We start from the raw sequence: 18,040 nt of genomic DNA on the forward strand, positions 1-18,040 counted from the left end.
TTGGATGGACGGGTGCGCTACACCGATGCCCCCGCCCGTCGTGAAGAGCTGCTCCGCCGGCTCTCCGCGGAGGGCTATGTGTCGTCGTCGCGCGTCGCGGAAGAGCTCGGCGTCTCGGAGATGACGATCCGCCGCGACCTCCGCCAGCTCGAGGCGGACGGCTTCGCGAGGCGCGTGGTCGGCGGAGCGAGCCTCCCGAATCTGGGCCACGGCCGCCCCTTCGACGAGCGTGCCGTCACGGGCAGCGGCGAGAAGCGCGCCATCGCCGAAGCCTGCCTCGACCTGCTCGACGGCGCGGTGACGGTCGCCCTCGACGCGGGTACGACGGTCGCTCCTCTCACCGGGATGCTGCGTGCGGGCACCACCATCGTCAGCCACTCGGCGCCCGTCATCCAGGCCGCCATCGAACGCGACGACGTCGAGCTGGTCGCCATCGGCGGCGTCTACCAGAACGAGACACGCAGCTTCGCCGGCGCGACAGCCCGGCGGACCATCGCCGACTACTCGGTCGACGTCGCCGTGCTCTCGGCGACCGCCGTCGACACCTCCGGCATCCTCTGCGCCAACGCTCTCGACGCCGAGCTGAAGCAGGAGCTGACGCGCGCCGCCCGCACAACCGTGCTGCTGGTCGACCACTCCAAGCTCGGCGCGCGTGCGCCCATCCGGGTCGGCGGGCTCGACCTCGTGGATGTGATCCTCACCGATGCGGGCGCCGACCCCGACGACCTGCAGGCGCTTCGTGATGCCGGGGCAACGGTCGTCGTTGCCGGCGAGCACGCGCAACGGGCTGCGTCGCGACGCACCCCCGCGCCCTCCCGTGCTCCCGCCGCCATCGACGAGACGGGGGTCGGCGTCTCGTGATGCGGCTCGGCGCTGTCGCCGACGACGTCACCGGAGCCTGCGACCTCGCCGGCCGGGTCGCCGAGGCGGGGCTCCCGGCGAGCGTGCTGCTCGGGACGCCCGCGGGTGACGACCTCCCGCTCTTCCCGACCGGCGGCCCGGGATGCGCGGTCGTCGCGCTCAAGGTCCGCACTGCGCCGGTGGGTGCGGCGGTCGCTGCCTCGGCCGAAGCCGCACGCTCCCTCCTCTCTGCCGGGGCGACCCTGCTGTATCAGAAGTACTGCTCCACCTTCGACTCGACCGCGACCGGCAACATCGGCCCGATCGCAGATGCACTGGCGGCCGAAGTGGCGAACGCGGCCGGCCGAAGCGGCGCCGTCACCATCGGCACCCCCGCGACTCCGGGAGCCCGCCGCACGCAGTACCAGGGCGTGCTTTTCGCCGACGGCATCCCCCTGGCAGAGTCGCCGATGCACGATCACCCACTGACGCCGATGCGCGACTCGAACGTCGTGCGGCTCCTGACACCGCAGACCACGGCGCCCGTCGGGCTGGTGCGATGGGAGGACGTCCGGCGCGGCGCAGCAGGGATCGCCGCCCAGGTCGGCGACGGACACACCCTCGTAGATGCGCTCACCGAGGACGACCTGGACCTCGTCGCCGACGCCATCCTCCGGGTTGCCGCAGAGCGGCCTGTCGTCGCCGGCGGCGGCGCGGGTGTCGGCACCGCCCTCGCGCGAACTGCGGTCGGTACCGAGACCAGACGCGCCGCCGATTCCCTCCCCCGAGTGCCTGTCACCGGCCGCCTCATCCTCGCGGGCAGCGCTTCCGCCGCCACGCGCGGACAGATCGCGGCCTTCGGCGGCGAGCGCCACCTCCTCGACCCCCGCGAACTGGATCGCAACCCGGGCGCCGAGCTGCGCATCCGGGATGCGCTGGCCGCGCGAGACGACCGGCTCGCGCCTGTCCTCATCCACGCCTCGCCCGACGTGGCGACCGCCCAGCGGGAACTCGGCGGGGAGCGGGCGGCTGCGCTTCTGGAGAGCGCCCTCTCCGAGCTCGCCGCCTTCGCCGTCCACGAGCTCGGCTTCAGCCACCTGCTGGTCGCAGGCGGCGAGACGTCGGGTGCCGTGACGAATCGGCTGGGCATCACTCGCCTGCAGATCGGAACGCAGGCGGCTCCCGGGGTTCCGTGGGCTGTGGCGGCGAGTGCGGCAGCAGAGCAACGCCGCACCATCGCCGTGCTCCTGAAATCAGGCAATTTCGGCGCGGCCGGCCTGTTCACCGACGCCTGGGAGGTCGCCCCGTGACCCGCCTCGATGACGACGCTCGAGCTCGCGAAGCCGAAGCACGGGCCGCGGTGGTGCACGCCTGCCGCCACCTCTCGGCCGGGGGCCTCTCGCCGGGGAGCTCCGGCAACGTGAGCATCCGCGTCGGCGCCCGCATCATCGCGACCCCGACCGGGTCGTCGTTGCGCTCCGTCACCGAGGCCGAGCTCGCGGCCACGCCCTCCGACACACAGGATGCGCCCCGGCCCACCAAGGAGCTCCCGCTCCACGCGGCCATGTACGCCGCGCATCCCGAGGCCACCGCCGTGGTCCACCTCCATTCGCCGTACGCCACGGCGATCGCCTGCCTGCCGCCCGACGACGACGGCTATGCGCGGCTGCCACCCCTTACGCCCTACCGGGTGATGCGGCTGGGCGATGTGCCGCTGGTCCCCTACGCCCGGCCCGGCAGCGCCGAGCTGGCCGCAGGCGTCGCGGCCGCTGCGCCCGGGCATCCCGTGCTGCTGCTGGGGAACCACGGACCGGTCGTGGCCGCGGCCAGTCTCGACGCGGCGATCGACCTGGTCGAGGAGCTCGAGACGGCAGCGCGGCTCACCCTCCTCCTGAAGCAGGCTCCCGCCGTCGCCCTCGACGCGGCCGCAATCGCCGAGCTGACCCCGCCGGGCCGCTGAGCGCCAGCCCCTACACACGCCGCACCGCCGTCGCGCCACCTTCCTTCCGCACTCCCGCTCGATCCCCCTCAGGAGCACCTCGTGTCCAGCGTCCGCGCTGCCCGTCCGTCCGCCTCGCGACCGCCGTCGTCCCGTACGCCCCGCGGCTCGCGCATCCCGTCCGCCCGGCCCACCGAGAAACACCTCTCGTCCGTTCCGCGGTTCCTGCTGTGGCAGGCGGCCCGGCAGCCGGCGACGCTGACGGCCGGCGTGCTGTTCGGCGTCGTGTGGATGCTGTGCCAGGCCGTCTGGCCGTACCTCCTCGGGCGCGCGGTCGACGAGGGCGTGTCCGGCGACCCCGCCCGGCTGTGGGTCTGGTGCGCGGCTCTGCTGGGCGTCGCGATCGTGCAGGCGGTGACGGGCATGCTGCGACACAGGATGGCCGTATCCAACTGGCTGCGCTCGTCGCTCGGCGTCGCGCGGCTGATCGGCTACCACTCCGCCGAGACGGGTCCGGCGATCACCGCCACCACGTCGTCCGGCGAGATCGTCGCGACCGTGAGCACCGACTCCCTCCGCCTCGGCGCACTGTTCGAGGTGACCGCCCGCCTCGCCGGGGGCGTGGTCGCCTTCGCTGTCGTGTCGATCATCATGCTGAACGCCTCCGTGCCGCTCGGCCTCGCCGTCGTCATCGGGGTTCCGGCCGTCGCCCTGCTCCTCGCCCTCCTGCTCCGGCCGCTCCGCGCACGGCAGGCCGCCTGGCGCGAGGAGGCCGGAGGGCTCACCACCCTCGGCGCGGACACCGTGGTCGGGCTCCGCGTGCTGCGCGGCATCGGGGGCGAGCAGGAGTTCGTCGACCGGTACGCGCGGCAGTCGCAGCGCGTACGTTCGGCCGGCGTGGGGGTCGCCAAGACGCAGAGCTGGCTCGACGGGCTCCAGGTGCTCCTGCCCGGCGTCTTCCTGGTGTTCATCGTCTGGTTCGGCGCCCACCTCGCGGTCGACGGCGCCATCACGCCGGGCCAGCTGACGGCGTTCTACGGGTACGCCACCTTCCTCGTCCTTCCCCTGCGCACCGCCGTCGAGGCGGCCCAGACCTTCACCGCCGGCGTCGTCTCGGCCCGCCGGGTGCTCTCGGTCCTTCGGACGCAACCGGCCGCCCGCGACACCGCTGAGCCGGCGGAAGCGCCCGCCTGGGGTTCCGCCATCGAGGACGTCGCGTCGGGCGTCGTCATCGAGCCCGGGCGCTTCACCGCGATCGTGGATGCGGACCCCGACGAGGCCGCCGCCATCGCCTCCCGGATCGGCCGCTTCGACGACGCCGTGCACAGGGAGGCGCCGGTGCTGTGGGGCGGGGTCGACCACACCCGCGTCCCGGTGCGGGAGGTGCGCGAGCGCATCGTCGTCAACGACGCGAACCCGCACCTCTTCGGCGGTCGCCTGCTCGACGGGCTCGACACTCTGCCGATCCGGGATCAGGAGTACACCGATACGTCTACGGGTCGCATCCGCCGAGTGTCGGCCGCACTCGACGCGGCCGCCGCGACCGAGACCGTCGAAGCCCTGCCGGAGGGTGTGCACGAGAGCGTCGCCGAGCGCGGACGGACGTTCTCGGGCGGCCAGCGGCAGCGGCTGAGCCTTGCCCGCGCCCTGCTGACCGACGCGGAGGTGCTCGTGCTGATCGAGCCGACGAGCGCCGTGGATGCGCACACCGAGTCGCAGATCGCCGAGCGGCTGCGGGAGGCTCGCGACGGCCGGACCACCGTCGTCGTCACGGCAAGCCCGCTGCTCCTGGACCGGATGGACACCATCGCGGTGGTCCAGAAGGGGCGCGTCGCCGGCACCGGCACGCACCAGACGCTGCTCCGTCAGGAGGACGACCTCGGCGACCTGTACCGGGCGATCGTCTCGCGCACCATCTCCGCGGCCGAGCCGGCGGAGGGCGAGGACCTGGACGCAACGTGGACAGGCTCCATCGACGCTCTGTGGACGGCGACGCATCCCGTCTCCGCGCAGCGGCCAGCGGCGGCCTCCGCGAGCAAGAAGGACAAGAAAGCGAAGAAGGCCGCCAAGGCCAAGCGCACGAAGAAGGGTTCCGGCGATGCTGCTGCCGATCGCTAGCACGAAGACCGTCCGGGAGACGGGAGCCCGGCTCATCCGCCAGCACCGCGGGGCTCTCTCCGTCGTTCTGGCGCTGCACACCCTCGCCGCGGTCGCCGGCCTCGCCGGCCCGGCGCTGATCGGCGTGGTGATCGACGGGGTCACAGGCCACACACTGGCCACGAGCGGTATCGACACGGTCGCGCTCATCCTGCTCGGCGCCATCGTCGCCCAGGCGGTGCTGATCCGCTTCGCGCAGCGGCAATCGATGGTGCTCGGCGAGGGCGTCTTCGCCCAGCTGCGGGAGGAGTTCCTCGCGACCGTCGCCCGCCTCCCGCTGTCCACGGTCGAGGCGGCCGGCACCGGCGACCTGCTCGCGCGCACCACCAACGACATCCAGTCGGTGGCGCAGACCGTCCGCTTCGGCGTTCCGCGCATCCTGGTCGCGAGTGTGACCGCCGTGCTGACCGTGGTCGCCGCGTTCCTGGTGAACCCGGCGGTCGCCGTCGCCATGTTCGCCGGCGTGCCCATCCTCGTCGTCGCCGCACGCTGGTACCTGAAACGCTCCGGGCCGGGCTATCAGCGGCAGCTCGCGTCGTACGCCACCCTCGGCGGCACGATCAGCGAGACGGTGGATGGCGTGCGCACCATCGAGGCGCTCAGCCTCGCTCCGGCGCAGCGCGCCAAGATCGACGCCGCGCTGCGGGAGCGTCGCGAATCGGAGTGGTACACGCTGTGGCTGCGCTCCTGGTTCTTCCCGAGCACCGACATCGCGTTCCTGCTGCCGGTGATCGTCGTGCTCGTGTGGGGTGCCTTCCTCGTCGGCTCGGGCGCCGCATCCATCGGCGCGGTCACCGCCGTCGCGCTGTACGCGATGCAGCTGGTGTCGCCGGTCGACGAGCTGATCAGCTGGCTCGACGAGATCCAGGTGGGCACCACCGCCCTCTCGCGGATCATCGGCGTCGCGGATGTGCCGGAGGACCGCCACGCGACCGGCGAGGAGCCGGCCGGCGAGCACGTGCTCGCCGAAGACGTGCGCTTCTCGTACCGCGAAGGCACCGAGGTGCTGCACGGGGTGACGCTCGACCTGGCCGTCGGTGAACGGCTCGCGATCGTCGGACCCTCCGGCTCGGGCAAGTCGACGCTCGCCCGGCTGATGGCCGGCATCACGGAACCCTCGGGCGGCCGCATCACGGTCGGCGGCGTCCGCCTGGTCGACCTGCCCCTCGACGACCTCCGCAGCCACGTCGCCCTGGTCACCCAGGAGCACCACGTCTTCGTCGGGACCATCGCCGAGAACCTCTCCCTCGCGAAGCCCGGGGCCGGACGCGACGAGCTCGCCCGTGCCCTCCGGGTGGTGGATGCGCTGCGCTGGGTCGCCGCCATGCCGAAAGGCCTCGACACGGTCGTCGGCTCGGGCGGCGTCGTCCTCACCCCGGCCCAGGCCCAGCAGCTGGCCCTCGCGCGCCTGGTGCTCCTCGACCCGCACACGCTCATCCTCGACGAGGCCACGTCCCTGCTCGACCCGACGGCTGCGCGCGACCTGGAGCGCGCGATGAACCGGGTGCTGGAGGGCCGGACGGTCGTCGCGATCGCCCATCGCCTCCACACCGCGCACGACGCCGACCGCATCGCCGTGGTGCGCGACGGGTACGTGGATGAGCTCGGCAGCCACGAAGAGCTGGTCGCCGCGGGCGGCGCGTACGCCGAACTCTGGTCGTCCTGGCACGGAGGCGGCCGATGACCGGGCTCGCCTGGCGCGGCGTCGTCGAGGGCTTCTACGGCGAGCCGTGGTCGCACGCCGACCGGCTGGCCTGGTTCGAGCGCGGCGGGGCCATCGGCCTCGACCACTACCTGTACGCGCCCAAGGACGACCCGTGGCATCGGGACGAGTGGCGGGAGCCCTATCCCGAGGACCGATCGCACGAACTCGCGGTGCTGAACCAGGCGGCCTCCGAACGCGGCGTCACGTTCGCCTATGCGATCTCGCCCGGACTATCGATGCGATTCGAGGACGACGCGGAGCACGAGGCGCTCGCGGCGAAGTGCCGTCAGCTGCTCGATGCGGGCATCCGGTCGTTCGCGCTGCTGTTCGACGACGTCCCGATGGATGAGCCCGAAGCCCTCGGGCGGGCGCACGGCGATGCTGCGGCCCGCTTCGAACGCGCGTTCCTCCGGCCTGCGGGCATCGAGGAGCCCATCCTGCTCTGCCCGACGGACTACGCCGGTGTCGAGCGGACGCCGTACCGCGTCGGGCTCGCGGAGACCCTGCCGCGCGACGCCCGGGTGATGTGGACCGGCGCGGACATCGTGGTCGGCGAGGTGTCGGCAGACGACATCGTCGAGGCCGTGCAGAGCTACGGCCGCGAGGTCGTGCTCTGGGACAACTTCCCCGTCAACGACTTCGACCGGTCCCGGCTGTTCCTCGGTCCGCTGACCGGCCGCTCGGTCGCGCCGGGCCTCGTCGGGATCGTCGCGAACCCGATGGTCGAGGCGGCTCCCTCCCACTTCGCGCTGGAGACGGTGGCCGAGTGGGCAGCCGACCCTGCAGCATATGACGCGACCGTCGCGGCCGAACGCGCGTACCGGACAGTGACCGGCGACGACGACGGTCTCCGCACTCTGGTCGATGCCTGCAGCGCGTGGCCCCCCGGGGCGGCGCGGTGGCCGCGGCTGGATGCGGCGGTCGAAGCCGGACGCTTCGACGAGGCCGAGGCGCTGCTCGCCCGGCTCGCCGAGACCGCGGCGGGCCCTGCGGTGCCCGCCGATCTTGCGAAACAGCTCGGGCCATGGATCGACGCCGCGCGTGCCGCCGGCGCCGCGGGTGTGCTCGCCTGCCGGGTGCTTCGCGGGGTGACTGCAGGCGGCGAGACGGAGCACGCGGACACGGACGCTGCCGCCCTCCTCGCCGCGGGCCGCGCCCTGGAGGCCGAGTACGCCGACGTCGCCCGTGGCGCCGTGCTCGCCCTGATCGACGCCGCCCTCGAACGCCTCGGGGTGTCGCACCACGTGAGCCGCGGCGATGGCGCACTCGTCGCCGTCATCAGCGGCACGAATCCGGCGCCCGGCGACCGCGAGCTCGTGGAGTTCCTGGCCGCCTCCGGGATGCGCGCCCAGCTCGGCGACGACCCGGCCGCCGACCTCCTCATCGTCACGCGCAAGGCCTCGGAGGAGGCCGCCCGCGCCGTCGCATCCCGAGCGGTGCCACTGCTCGCCTGGGGGCACCTCGTCCCGCTGGGGCTCGCGTCGGCGGCCGCCGTGCCGCTGTCGGTGGACCGCATCCACATCTCCGACGCCGACCATCCGGCTGCTGCCGGACTCGACGGGGAGGTTGTCGTGTACCGCGGCCGGTCGAAGGTGACGGTCTCGGACCCGCCGGAGGCGGCGGACGTCGTCGCGCGCGATCCCGAGTCGGGGCGTGCGGTCATCGGGCTCACGCCCGCGGGCGCCCGGCTCCCGGACGGAACGGTCGCGCCGGCCGCGCGCGCGACGTTCTTCCTGGCGGCGGACGGGTTCGCCCCCTGGCTCGTCACCGCGGAGGCACGATCGCTGCTCCTCGCCACCGTCCGGGAGCTTCTCGGCTGAGGCGGACGCTGCCGCGGGAGCAGCCTAGAGTAAGCACTGTATGGCTGAGCTTCCTCCCGCATCCCTCTCCGACCAGCCCGAGCCCGTCGTCGTCACGAGCGACACCGGCATCGGCACGCCCCGCTTGTCCCGGGAAGACGTCGTCCTGCGCAAAGGCATGTACACGCTCGTTTCCGGGCCGTTCACACCGCGCGAGTCGATGATCGAAGACCTCCTCGCGGTGCGCGACGCCCTCGACGAGGCCGGGCTCGAGTACCTGCTCGTCCGCGACGACGACAACCGCCTGATCGTGGCGCTCGACCGGCGCAGGCGCAAAGAGGTCTCGCAGGCTCTCGCGAACGCCTTCGCCGAGGAGCCGCTCTATGCGCGCAGCATCGACACGCAGGGCCGGCCGTACGGCGACGCCCTCCTCATCGCCGAAGGGCGGCTCTCCCGCCGCAAGGCCGACATCCTGCGCCTGTACAGACCGCGCCTGGAGCCCATCGGTCGTCTCCGCTACGGCTCCGAGACGGCCTTCCAGCTGGAGTTCTGGAAGTTCGGCGACGACGAGATCACCGCGCCGCGCGAGAACGCGCTCATGCGGCCGCGCCTCCCCCGCAACGAGGCCGTCGAAGCCGAGGTCGAGCTGTACGGCCGCCGCTGGCGCACCCTGCAGCACATGTTCGACCCGCTGGCCAGCGACGTCGCGTTCGACATCGACATCGTGTTCTCCTGGGTCGACGGCTCCAGCGCCGAATACCAGCGGCAGCGCGCCGCCCGGATGGCAGCGTACGTCGTCGGCGAGGGCGACGACAACGAGGCCCGGTTCCGGCAGATCGACGAGCTGAAGTACGCGCTCCGCAGCGTCCACATGTTCGCCCCGTGGATCCGCAACATCTACATCGCGACCGACTCGCCCGTGCCGCCGTGGCTGGATCCGGAGCATCCGCGCATCCACATCATGCGCAGCGAAGATTTCTTCGCCGACACCTCGACCCTGCCGACGCACAACTCGCACGCCGTCGAGAGCCAGCTGCATCACATCCCGGGCCTCTCGGAGCACTTCCTGTACTCCAACGACGACATGTTCTTCGGCCGTCCGCTCTCGCCGGACATCTTCTTCTCGCCCGGCGGCGTGACCAAGTTCGTCGAGGCGGGGACCCGCATCGGCCTGGGCGAGACCGACCCAGCGCGCAGCGGGTTCGAGAATGCGGCGCGGGTCAACCGCCGGTTGCTCTGGGAGCGGTTCGGCGCCGTCACCACCCGCCACCTGGAGCACTGCGCCGCGCCCCTGCGCATCAGCGTGCTGCGGGAGATGGAACGGGAGTTCCCGGAGGACTTCCGGCGCACGGCCGCCAGCCCGTTCCGCTCGGCGACCGACATCTCCGTCACCAACTCGCTGTACCACTACTACGCCCTGATGGCCGGGCGGGCCGTGACGCAGACGCAGGCGAAGGTGCTCTACGTCGAGACGACGCTGCGGCAGGCGCCGGACATGATGCGCCGGCTGCTGAAGAGGCGCGACCAGGACATGTTCTGCCTCAACGACGGATCGAAGCCCGAGATCGGCGCGGAGGAGCGCACGCGCATCGTGACCGACTTCCTGGAGCGCTACTTCCCGTTCCCCGCCCCCTGGGAGCACTGACCGGCTGAGCAGCCTGCCTCAGGTGAGTACGTGGATGGGCTCGGTCGGGGTCTCGCGGCGGGCTGCGGGCGGGATGCGGATGCCGTCCGCGGCGAGGCGGCGGGCCGACTCCTCCGCATCCACGTAGTCGAGGGCCGGGTAGGCGCCGAGCGGCACCACGGAGTGCAGCACCGTGTTCGGGTAGACGTGCACGAGGTTGAAGGCGCGGGCGCCATCGCGGCCGCGCGTCCCTCCGACCGGCACGGTGAGGTCCTGCGTGTAGCAGCTCGCCGAGGCGACCGACACGGGGATGCCGGCGAACGTCGCGGTCGACGAGTAGTGCAGATGCCCGGCGAGGATGCTGCGCACGTCACTGCCCTCCAGCACCTCCCGGAGCTGCGACTGGTCGCGCAGCTCCACCGACACCGCCAGGTCGAGCACGCTCGGGACGGGCGGGTGGTGCATTGCGAGGATCGTGCCCTCGGGTGCCGCGGTCGCGAGCTCGGCGGCGAGCCAGTCGAGCTGCGACTCGCTTACGTCTCCGTAGTGGTGGCCGGGCACCGTCGAGTCGAGCACGATGATCCGCAGGCCGCCGATCCAGAAGACGTCGTCGATCGGCGAGGCCTCGCCCAGCTCATCCCTCAGGCCCTGGCGGAACGACGCGCGGTCGTCGTGGTTGCCCATCACCCAGATGACGCGGGCGCCCATCCGTTCGGCCGCCGGGTCGACCAGCGCGCGCAGCCGCGCGTACGCGTCGGGCTGCCCACGGTCGGCCAGGTCGCCGGTGAAGACGATCGCCTCGGGGCGGCCGCCCGACGCCTCCACGTCGCGGAGGAGAGCGGCGAGGTGCTGCTCGCTGTCGACGGTGCCGTAAAGACGTTCACCTCCCGCCAGCAGGTGCGTGTCGCTGATGTGGAGGAGGAAGTGGTCCGGCCGCGGGTATTCCGCGATTCGCGTCTTCACGGGGCTATCACACCACCTGCGTCTGAACACGGCGTGAACGTGCGCGGTGCGCCGCCTGGATCCGCTGCCCGTCGCATCAGGTCACCTCACCTCGGTCGGCTCACCGTTCCACACTTCGAGACGCACCGGCAAGACAGCAGTCGCGGCCAGCGCACGCTCCTCGCCGGGCAGGAGCGGGCGTGGGTCGCCGTGCGCGCTCAGGATGCCGTCCTCGCCCGCCGGCCGCGGGTCCACCAGCCGCACGGTGAGCGCGGCGAGCGGGCCGACATTGCGGACACGGACGGTTCCGTCCCCGTCGCGAGTCACGTCGAGTTCGGCATCCGGGACGTCGAACAGCACCCCGAAATCCGGACCCGTCGTCGCGAGCATCCGCTCGCGGTCGAGCAGCACCCCGTCCGCGTCCCGCCACTCGGCCTCCCACAGGAAGACCTCCGGCAGCGACTCGACCGGCACCTCAAGGGTCGCCACGGCCATCGGTGCACCCACCGCGGGCGCAATCACCTCGTGCGTGGCCACCGCGACGCCGTCGAGCCCGAGTGCGCGCAGCGTCAGCGCCGAGCCGGCGGGCACCGCATCCTCGGCCCACAGCCACGCCTCGACCGACGCAGTCCGCTCACCGGCCCACACCGCGCGGGTGACCCGCAGCGTCGCCCTCCGCCGTTCGAAGGCGCGAGACACCGCGAAGAACGCCGGCTTCGGATCGCCGCGGAAGTCGACCGCCGCCGTGCACCAGGCGTTCGGGTAGCTCTCGTTGAGCTGCCAGGGCAGCACCATCGAGCAGCGCGGGAACCGCCGCCGATCCGCCTCCACCGCATACTGAAGTCCGGTCGCCTGCAACAGCTGGGATGCGCGGTTCAGCGACTCCAGCGTGTCAGGGCGGCCGCCGAACAACTCCCCCACCTGGTCTGCGTTGTTCCACCATTCGCCCAGGTGCCGGTACACCGGGTTCGTGCGGTCGGCGGGCCAGCGGTCGCCCTCGGGGACGAGCGCCTCCAGCGAGCGCAGGTTCGTCATCCCCTCGACGCCGAACTCCGTGTGCGCGAGGTTGGTGGCCGCATTCGCCAACGTGTACTGGCCGACCAGGCCCTGGTGCTCCCAAGGGCCGTGGACGTCGTGCTGCCCCTCCGGGTTCGCCTGGATGCGGTCGAGCCGGTTGTGGAACTCGGGCCCGGTGGGCGACGTGGGCAGCCAGCCGCGACCCGCGTCGAGGCGGGCGACCGTGTCGGAGAGCGCGGCGAGCACCGGCGATCGGTCGTCGCTGAGCGGGACGCCTCCCTCGTCGAGCTCGTTGCCGCCGCCCCACAGCAGCAGCGAGGGATGGTGCGCTCGCGTCGGCACCAGCGCCTCCGCCTCCGCGCGCATCAGGGCGACGAACTCGGGGTCCGTGCTCGGTGCGCTCTGCATGCCGGAGCTCGACTGCGAGAACTCCTGCCAGACGAGCAGGCCCAGCCGGTCGCACGTGTCGTAGAAGTGCTCGGTCTCGATCAGTCCGCCGCCCCAGACGCGGATCAGCCGCGCGCCGGACGCCGCCGCCAGGCCGAGCAGGTGCTCCACCGTGCTCGGGTCGATCGAGCCGAACAGGGTGTCGGCCGGCGTCCAGTTCCAGCCGAGAAGCGGAACCGTCGCACCGTTCACGACGGCCGTGTACCCGAGGGCGTCGGCGGGAGCACCGGGGTTGGACCTCCGTTCGGCGGTCCGGAAACCGACCTGCCGCGTGGCGCTGTCGGTCTCGCCCTGGTCGTCGGCGAGCGCGACCGTCACCGTGTACAGCGGCTGCGGACCGAACGTGTTCGGCCACCACAGCTGCGGGCCCGGGATGCGGACACTCGTCGCCCCCACCACCGCGTCGACGGTGCGCTCGGCCACGCCGCGACCGTCGATCGCCACGGAGACGGTCACCGCGAGCGCCCCGGCCGCCCCGCCCGCCGCCAGGGGCGCATCCCACTCGACCGCGACCATCCCGACCGCGTCCTCGATACGCGAGCGCACCACGACGTCGGCGAGGAGGGCGCGTCCCGTGCGGATGCGCGCACTCTTCCACACGCCCTGGTGCCGCAGCCGCGGCGAGAAGTCCCAGCCGTACCCGAGCCGCGGCGCGTGGATGCGCACCCTCTCCGTGCGGCCCACCTGCGGCTCCGAATCGGGCGCCGGGTGCACGCGCAGTGCCAGCTTGTGGCGGCCCTCGGCACGCCTGGCTGTATCCAGCGGCACCCGCAGCCAGTGATACAGACCGCTGACGGAGCCGAGCAGTTCGCCGTCCCAGTAGACGTCCGCACCCGGGTCCACTCCGTCGAACTCGAGCACGGCCACGCCGTCCGCCGCGGTCGCATCCAACTCGACGGCCCGCCGGTAGACCCACGACCGCTCCGCGACCCACTCCGCGGAGCGGGAACCGCGGCCGACCCGAGGATCGGGGATCTCCCCTGCCCGGTGCAGATCATCCACCACAGCGCCCGGGACCCGCGCCGGCAACCAGCCGGGCGCCGCGGCGATGGCGGCCGACGCCTCCGCGACATTGTTGCCCGCCGCCGGGAGCGGAGCCCCCAGATACCACTCGGCCGTGTCGCCGAGGGCCTCCCGGATGGTCCAGTCGTCGCCGTCGAGGCTGATCGTCGCTGCGGTGCTCACCCTTCGATCATGGCCGATCTGGGATCGATTCCATAAATTTGCCCGAAAGGCTTCCGACTGCTCCGGAGCAGAAGATACGCTTTCGTGGTTCGCGCGCTTGGAACCCCAGTCAAGGAGGCCTCGACAGGCATGTCCCATCCACTCGCTGTTGCAGCGATCGGCTTCTGGCACGTCCACGCAGGAGACTACGTGCGCAACGTCCAGGAGCACCCCGACACCACCCTCGTCGCCATCTGGGACGACGATGAGCAGCGCGGCCGGGCAGCCGCCGACGAGTTCGGCGTGGAGTTCGTCGCCGACCTCGACGAACTGCTCGCGCGCCCCGCACTCGACGCCGTCACCGTGACCACGGCCACGGTTGAGCACCGGGATGTGATCGGCCGCGCCATCGCCGCCGGCAAGCACGTCTTCACCGAGAAGATCCTCGGCAGCACCGTCGCCGAGTCGGAGGAGCTGGTCGACCTCGCCCGCGAAGCCGGCGTCGCTCTCGTGGTGTCACTCCCGCGACTCTCTGACGACTACACGGTGGCGATCGAGCGCGTCCTCGACGAGGGGACGCTCGGCGAGCTCACCTACTCGCGCGTGCGACTCGCCCACGACGGCTGGGCCGCCGGCTGGCTGCCGGAGCAGTTCGGCGACCCGGAGGCCGCGATCGGCGGAGCCCTCACCGACCTCGGCTGCCACCCCGCGTACCTCACGCGCCTGTTCCACCGCGCCGAGCCGCTGGCCATCTCGGCGAGCTACGGCCACGTCACCGGCCGTGCCGTCGACGACAACGCGGTCGTGACCGCCGAGTTCCCCGAGGGACGCCTCGGCGTCTTCGAGGCGAGCGTCGTCACGACCCCCGGGGCCTTCACCATCGAGCTCCGCGGAACGGAAGCGTCGATGATGTTCGGCTTCGGCGGCGAGCGCCTGCTCGCCAAGGGTGGAGCGTTCGGTGACCAGTGGCAGGAGCTCCCGCTCCCCGAGCGGCGCCCCGGGGCGTTCGCGCAGTGGGTCCAGCACATCCACGACGGCACCACCGCCGACGACAACCTGCGTCACGCCGTCGAGCTGACCCGGATGGTCGTCGCCGCCAACGAGTCCGCCGCAACCGGGCGGACCGTGAGCCTCACCGGCGAGCCTGTCGCCGTCGCCTGACCCGCAAACCCACCTTCCCTTGTCTTTCGTGTGCGCATGCACACCATCCACTTCTCCTAAGGAGCGCTTCGCCATGTCCAGCAGCACCGTCCGCATCGGTCTCATCGGAGCCGGCGGCATCGCCGGCGCCCACGTCGCCGGGTACCTCCGCAACCCCGAGACCGTGACCTTCGCCGCCGTCGCCGATCCGGTCCGGGAGTCGGCCCAGCGCCGCGCCGGCGACACCGGCGCGGCGATCTACGCCGACTACGCCACCATGCTCGCCGAGGCCGACATCGACGCCGTCGACATCTGCCTCCCGCATCACCTGCACAAGGACGCCATCGTGGCCGCCGCCCGCGCCGGCAAGCACATCCTCTGCGAGAAGCCGCTCTGCCTCACGCCCGAAGAGGCCGCCGAGGTGGATGCGGCGGTGGCCGAGGCAGGCGTGACCCTGATGTGCGCCCACAACCAGCTGTTCCTCCCCGCGGTCGCCAAGGCCAAGGAGCTGATCGACTCCGGCGTTCTCGGCCGCGTCTACGAGGTCCGAACGACAGACAGCTTCTTCAACGACTTCGACCCGTCGAACATGGGATGGCGTGCACACGCCTCCACCAGCGGCGGCGGGGAGCTGATCGACACCGGCTATCACCCCACCTACCTGCTTCTGCACCTCGCGGGCGGCTCCCCGGTCGAGGTCACGGCGATGCTGGCGACCCACCGCCTGGCGTTCATGGAGGGCGAGGACTCGGCGCAGGTACTGGTCCGCTTCGACAACGGGGTCATCGGCAGCCTAGTCACCAGCTGGGCCTACCAGCCGGCGGACGGCACCGAGAAGTTCTCCGCCGTCGGGGAGCTCGGCAGCCTGACCAGCGACGGAACCGCGCTCAGCTACCGCCTGCGCGGCGAGGCCGAGCCGACCGTGCTGGAGCTCGAACCGATCCACGAGTTCGGCGAAGAGATCGCGCACTTCGCGCGCAGCATCCTCGACGGCACCCGCCCACTGCACACGCAGAAGGAGGGGATCGAGGTGCTCGGCATCATCCTCGCCGCCTACGAGTCGGCCGCGAACAAGACGATCGCGCCGGTCCGGTCGGTGCGGGAACTCGTCGCATCCACCCCCGCCACCGACGAAAAATGACACCAGGGGTATTCAGCGATTGATGAAATGGGGGTATATCCAGCGGGCCTGCGGCGGAGTTACAGTGCACCATGAGCACGCAGCGGACGGGGGCCCGCCACACTCTTCCGGAGCCCCATCGTCAAGATGATTTCGTCGCAGTCCCCTACCTGCGCCAGGGCCAGCTCATCTCCCTGATCCACTGGTCGCTGATCTCAGGCGAATGGAAGTACACGACCATCCTGGCCGAGTACCTCCATCGGGACGAGGCGTCCTGGTACCTCGTCATCAACGGCAATCGGGCCAGGCTCGACCGCTCCGAGTGGGCGATCTTCAACTGAGCGGTACTGTTCACCGTGTGACACCGACCGAGAGACGCGAGCGCGCAGCAGCGCCGGAGCATCGCTGGCCCGCAGTGATCGCCACCGTCGTCGCGCTGGTGGCCTACGCCTTCCTCCCGAGCGTCGTTCCCGCCATCGAACGGTACGCCGTCGTGGGCATCTGCCTGCTGATGATCATCGCGCTCGTGCTGTACAACCCGCATCGGCTCACCCGGGAGTCGGCCTGGTCGCGGCGAGCGGAGATCGCCCTCGCGGTGCTCATCCTCGCGGCCAACCAGATCGCCTTCGCCGAGACGATCATCCGGCTGCTCAACAAGAACGGGAACGGCTACGAACTGCTGCTGGCCTCGCTGCAGGTGTGGTTGACCAACGTGATCGCGTTCGCCCTCGTGTTCTGGGTGCTCGACCGCGGCGGCCCGGTCGCGCGCGCGACGGTTCCCCGGCCGAAGCTGGCGCTGGCCGACTTCCGGTTCCCGCAAGACGAGGACCACGACGCCGTGGACGAGGTCGCGCGCGGCTCCAGCAAGCAGGCCGACTGGGTCCCCAACTACATCGACTACTTCTACTTCTCCCTGTCGAACTCGATGGCGTTCAGCCCGACCGACACGATGCCGCTGACCCATCGGGCCAAGCTGCTGATGTCTTTGGAGTCGTTCGCCGGGTTCGCGCTGCTCGCGCTCGTCATCGCGCGTGCGGTGTCGCTCATCGGCTGACGGAACACCGATGAGCGCGACGCCCGGACGCAGCAGCGAGAGCGGGCGTCGCAGCGCGCGGAGGCGTCGACGCGCTCACGGCCTCCCGCTGATCGGCCTGGTGGTCGCTGTTCTCGCTGGGACGAGCGGGTGCTCTGTCGGCGATCCGTCACCTACCGCCTCCATCGTGTCACCGGGGCCCACGGCGGCTCCCGAGCATCGGGTCGAGCTCGCCGCCCTGCAGCTGTCCAGCGGCTCCCGCATCGTGTTCCGCGACACCACCCCCGGGCCGGAGGCCGGCAGGGTGGCCTCCGTGTCGGTGGGCTCGCCGAAGGCGGACCGGGCGGTCTCACCGCTCGCCTGTGAGAGGGTCGCCGCCAGCCGCATAGCCGTGTCGTGCATGAGCCGGAGCGCCACGAAGCCGGTGGGCTACCACGAGACGGTCTACGACGGCGACGGCACCCAGCTGCTCTCCTGGCCCCTGCCCGGCGCACCGAGCCGCACACGCCTGTCTCCCGACTCGAAGATTGCGGCGTGGACCTCCTTCGTCGACGGGGAGTCCTACGTGAACGTGGCGTTCTCGACGCAGACGGTCATCACCGACCTGCGCGGCACGTACTACGGCCCGCTGGATGGGTTCACCCTGTTCGTCGACGCAAAGCCGTACATCGCCGTCGATCTGAACTACTGGGGCGTGACATTCGCCGACGACGGCAACACCTTCTACGCGACGGCATCCTCGGGCGGAAAGCACTGGCTGGTGCGGGGGAACCTGCGGGGCCGCAGCCTTGTCGCGATCAGGGAGGGCGTCGAGTGTCCCTCCCTTTCTCCGGACGGCACGAAGGTCGCCTACAAGAAGAACCTGGCGACTGCGGAGACACCGCGCTGGACCCTTGCCGTCTCCGACCTGGCCTCGCTGACGGAGACGGTGCTCCCGCTCACCGGGAACGTCGACGACCAGGCGGAGTGGCTCGGCGACTCGACGCTGCTCTTCGGCCTGCCCTCGGCCGATACGCCCGGGGACTTCGCCGTGTACTCGGCGCCCGCCGACGGCTCAGCGGCTGAGTCGCTCCTCATCGAGCACGCATCCTCGCCCTCCGTGGTCCGCTGAAC

Annotated in this window: 14 protein-coding genes; 12 read left to right on the top strand and 2 right to left on the bottom strand. The window is 71.7% G+C overall.

Features of this window, described 5'->3' with window-relative positions; translation table 11 throughout:
* Positions 1-12 precede the first annotated feature (12 nt).
* The 7 genes from AB7E03_RS12645 to AB7E03_RS12675 all read left to right on the top strand — a co-directional run bounded on the left by AB7E03_RS12645 (position 13) and on the right by AB7E03_RS12675 (position 10,085).
* Complete coding sequence (locus tag AB7E03_RS12645) at positions 13-861, top strand: DeoR/GlpR family DNA-binding transcription regulator (protein ID WP_489941749.1); 849 nt, start codon at positions 13-15, stop codon at positions 859-861.
* Entirely contained in the window at positions 861-2,150 is a 1,290-nt protein-coding gene (locus tag AB7E03_RS12650) for a four-carbon acid sugar kinase family protein (RefSeq protein ID WP_489941750.1), read from the top strand. Before AB7E03_RS12645 ends, AB7E03_RS12650 begins: the two co-directional genes overlap by 1 nt.
* The gene (locus tag AB7E03_RS12655; protein ID WP_489941751.1) at positions 2,147-2,800 is read left to right on the top strand and encodes a class II aldolase/adducin family protein; all 654 of its coding nucleotides are present in this window, start codon (positions 2,147-2,149) and stop codon (positions 2,798-2,800) included. The genes AB7E03_RS12650 and AB7E03_RS12655 overlap by 4 nt, the downstream gene beginning before the upstream one ends.
* Before the next feature lie 81 nt (positions 2,801-2,881).
* Positions 2,882-4,897, top strand: a complete 2,016-nt coding sequence (locus AB7E03_RS12660) for an ABC transporter ATP-binding protein (RefSeq protein ID WP_489941752.1) — start codon at positions 2,882-2,884, stop codon at positions 4,895-4,897.
* Positions 4,878-6,620 (top strand): ABC transporter ATP-binding protein, encoded by a 1,743-nt coding sequence (locus tag AB7E03_RS12665; RefSeq protein WP_489941753.1) that lies wholly within the window; start codon positions 4,878-4,880, stop codon positions 6,618-6,620. The genes AB7E03_RS12660 and AB7E03_RS12665 overlap by 20 nt, the downstream gene beginning before the upstream one ends.
* A complete protein-coding gene (locus tag AB7E03_RS12670) occupies positions 6,617-8,461 on the top strand; it encodes a protein O-GlcNAcase (protein WP_489941754.1) in 1,845 nt (614 codons plus the stop codon). The genes AB7E03_RS12665 and AB7E03_RS12670 overlap by 4 nt, the downstream gene beginning before the upstream one ends.
* A 40-nt stretch (positions 8,462-8,501) precedes the next feature.
* Positions 8,502-10,085, top strand: a complete 1,584-nt coding sequence (locus AB7E03_RS12675) for a stealth family protein (RefSeq protein WP_489941755.1) — start codon at positions 8,502-8,504, stop codon at positions 10,083-10,085.
* Positions 10,086-10,103: 18 nt separating this feature from the next.
* Here the strand turns inward: AB7E03_RS12675 and AB7E03_RS12680 are convergent, their stop codons facing one another.
* Positions 10,104-11,027: a phosphodiesterase gene (locus AB7E03_RS12680; RefSeq protein ID WP_489941756.1), complete on the bottom strand. Its 924-nt coding sequence runs from the start codon at positions 11,025-11,027 to the stop codon at positions 10,104-10,106.
* An 81-nt stretch (positions 11,028-11,108) separates the two neighbouring features.
* The gene (locus tag AB7E03_RS12685) at positions 11,109-13,655 is read right to left on the bottom strand and encodes a glycosyl hydrolase 2 galactose-binding domain-containing protein (RefSeq protein WP_489941757.1); all 2,547 of its coding nucleotides are present in this window, start codon (positions 13,653-13,655) and stop codon (positions 11,109-11,111) included.
* Between the two features lie 129 nt (positions 13,656-13,784).
* Between AB7E03_RS12685 and AB7E03_RS12690 the strand changes: the two genes are divergently transcribed.
* From AB7E03_RS12690 to AB7E03_RS12710, 5 genes are all read left to right on the top strand, one after another.
* Positions 13,785-14,795 carry a Gfo/Idh/MocA family protein gene (locus AB7E03_RS12690; RefSeq protein WP_489941758.1) on the top strand — a complete coding sequence of 337 codons (1,011 nt, stop codon included), beginning with the start codon at positions 13,785-13,787 and terminating at the stop codon, positions 14,793-14,795.
* A gap of 73 nt (positions 14,796-14,868) precedes the next feature.
* Positions 14,869-15,915 carry a Gfo/Idh/MocA family protein gene (locus AB7E03_RS12695; RefSeq protein WP_489941759.1) on the top strand — a complete coding sequence of 349 codons (1,047 nt, stop codon included), beginning with the start codon at positions 14,869-14,871 and terminating at the stop codon, positions 15,913-15,915.
* Between the two features lie 71 nt (positions 15,916-15,986).
* A complete protein-coding gene (locus AB7E03_RS12700; protein WP_441784138.1) occupies positions 15,987-16,235 on the top strand; it encodes a hypothetical protein in 249 nt (82 codons plus the stop codon).
* Positions 16,236-16,252: 17 nt separating this feature from the next.
* The gene (locus tag AB7E03_RS12705) at positions 16,253-16,948 is read left to right on the top strand and encodes a hypothetical protein (RefSeq protein ID WP_489941760.1); all 696 of its coding nucleotides are present in this window, start codon (positions 16,253-16,255) and stop codon (positions 16,946-16,948) included.
* A gap of 166 nt (positions 16,949-17,114) precedes the next feature.
* Complete coding sequence (locus AB7E03_RS12710) at positions 17,115-18,038, top strand: TolB-like translocation protein (RefSeq protein WP_489941761.1); 924 nt, start codon at positions 17,115-17,117, stop codon at positions 18,036-18,038.
* Positions 18,039-18,040 lie beyond the last annotated feature (2 nt).

Source organism: Leifsonia sp. RCC_180 (genome assembly GCF_058138205.1).

Coding starts and splice junctions, on each gene's coding strand:
- AB7E03_RS12670 (WP_489941754.1), top strand. CDS start 6,617: ATGACCGGGCTCGCCTGGCGCGGCGTCGTCGAGGGCTTCTACGGCGAG.
- AB7E03_RS12665 (WP_489941753.1), top strand. CDS start 4,878: ATGCTGCTGCCGATCGCTAGCACGAAGACCGTCCGGGAGACGGGAGCC.
- AB7E03_RS12650 (WP_489941750.1), top strand. CDS start 861: ATGCGGCTCGGCGCTGTCGCCGACGACGTCACCGGAGCCTGCGACCTC.
- AB7E03_RS12690 (WP_489941758.1), top strand. CDS start 13,785: ATGTCCCATCCACTCGCTGTTGCAGCGATCGGCTTCTGGCACGTCCAC.
- AB7E03_RS12695 (WP_489941759.1), top strand. CDS start 14,869: ATGTCCAGCAGCACCGTCCGCATCGGTCTCATCGGAGCCGGCGGCATC.
- AB7E03_RS12700 (WP_441784138.1), top strand. CDS start 15,987: ATGAGCACGCAGCGGACGGGGGCCCGCCACACTCTTCCGGAGCCCCAT.
- AB7E03_RS12675 (WP_489941755.1), top strand. CDS start 8,502: ATGGCTGAGCTTCCTCCCGCATCCCTCTCCGACCAGCCCGAGCCCGTC.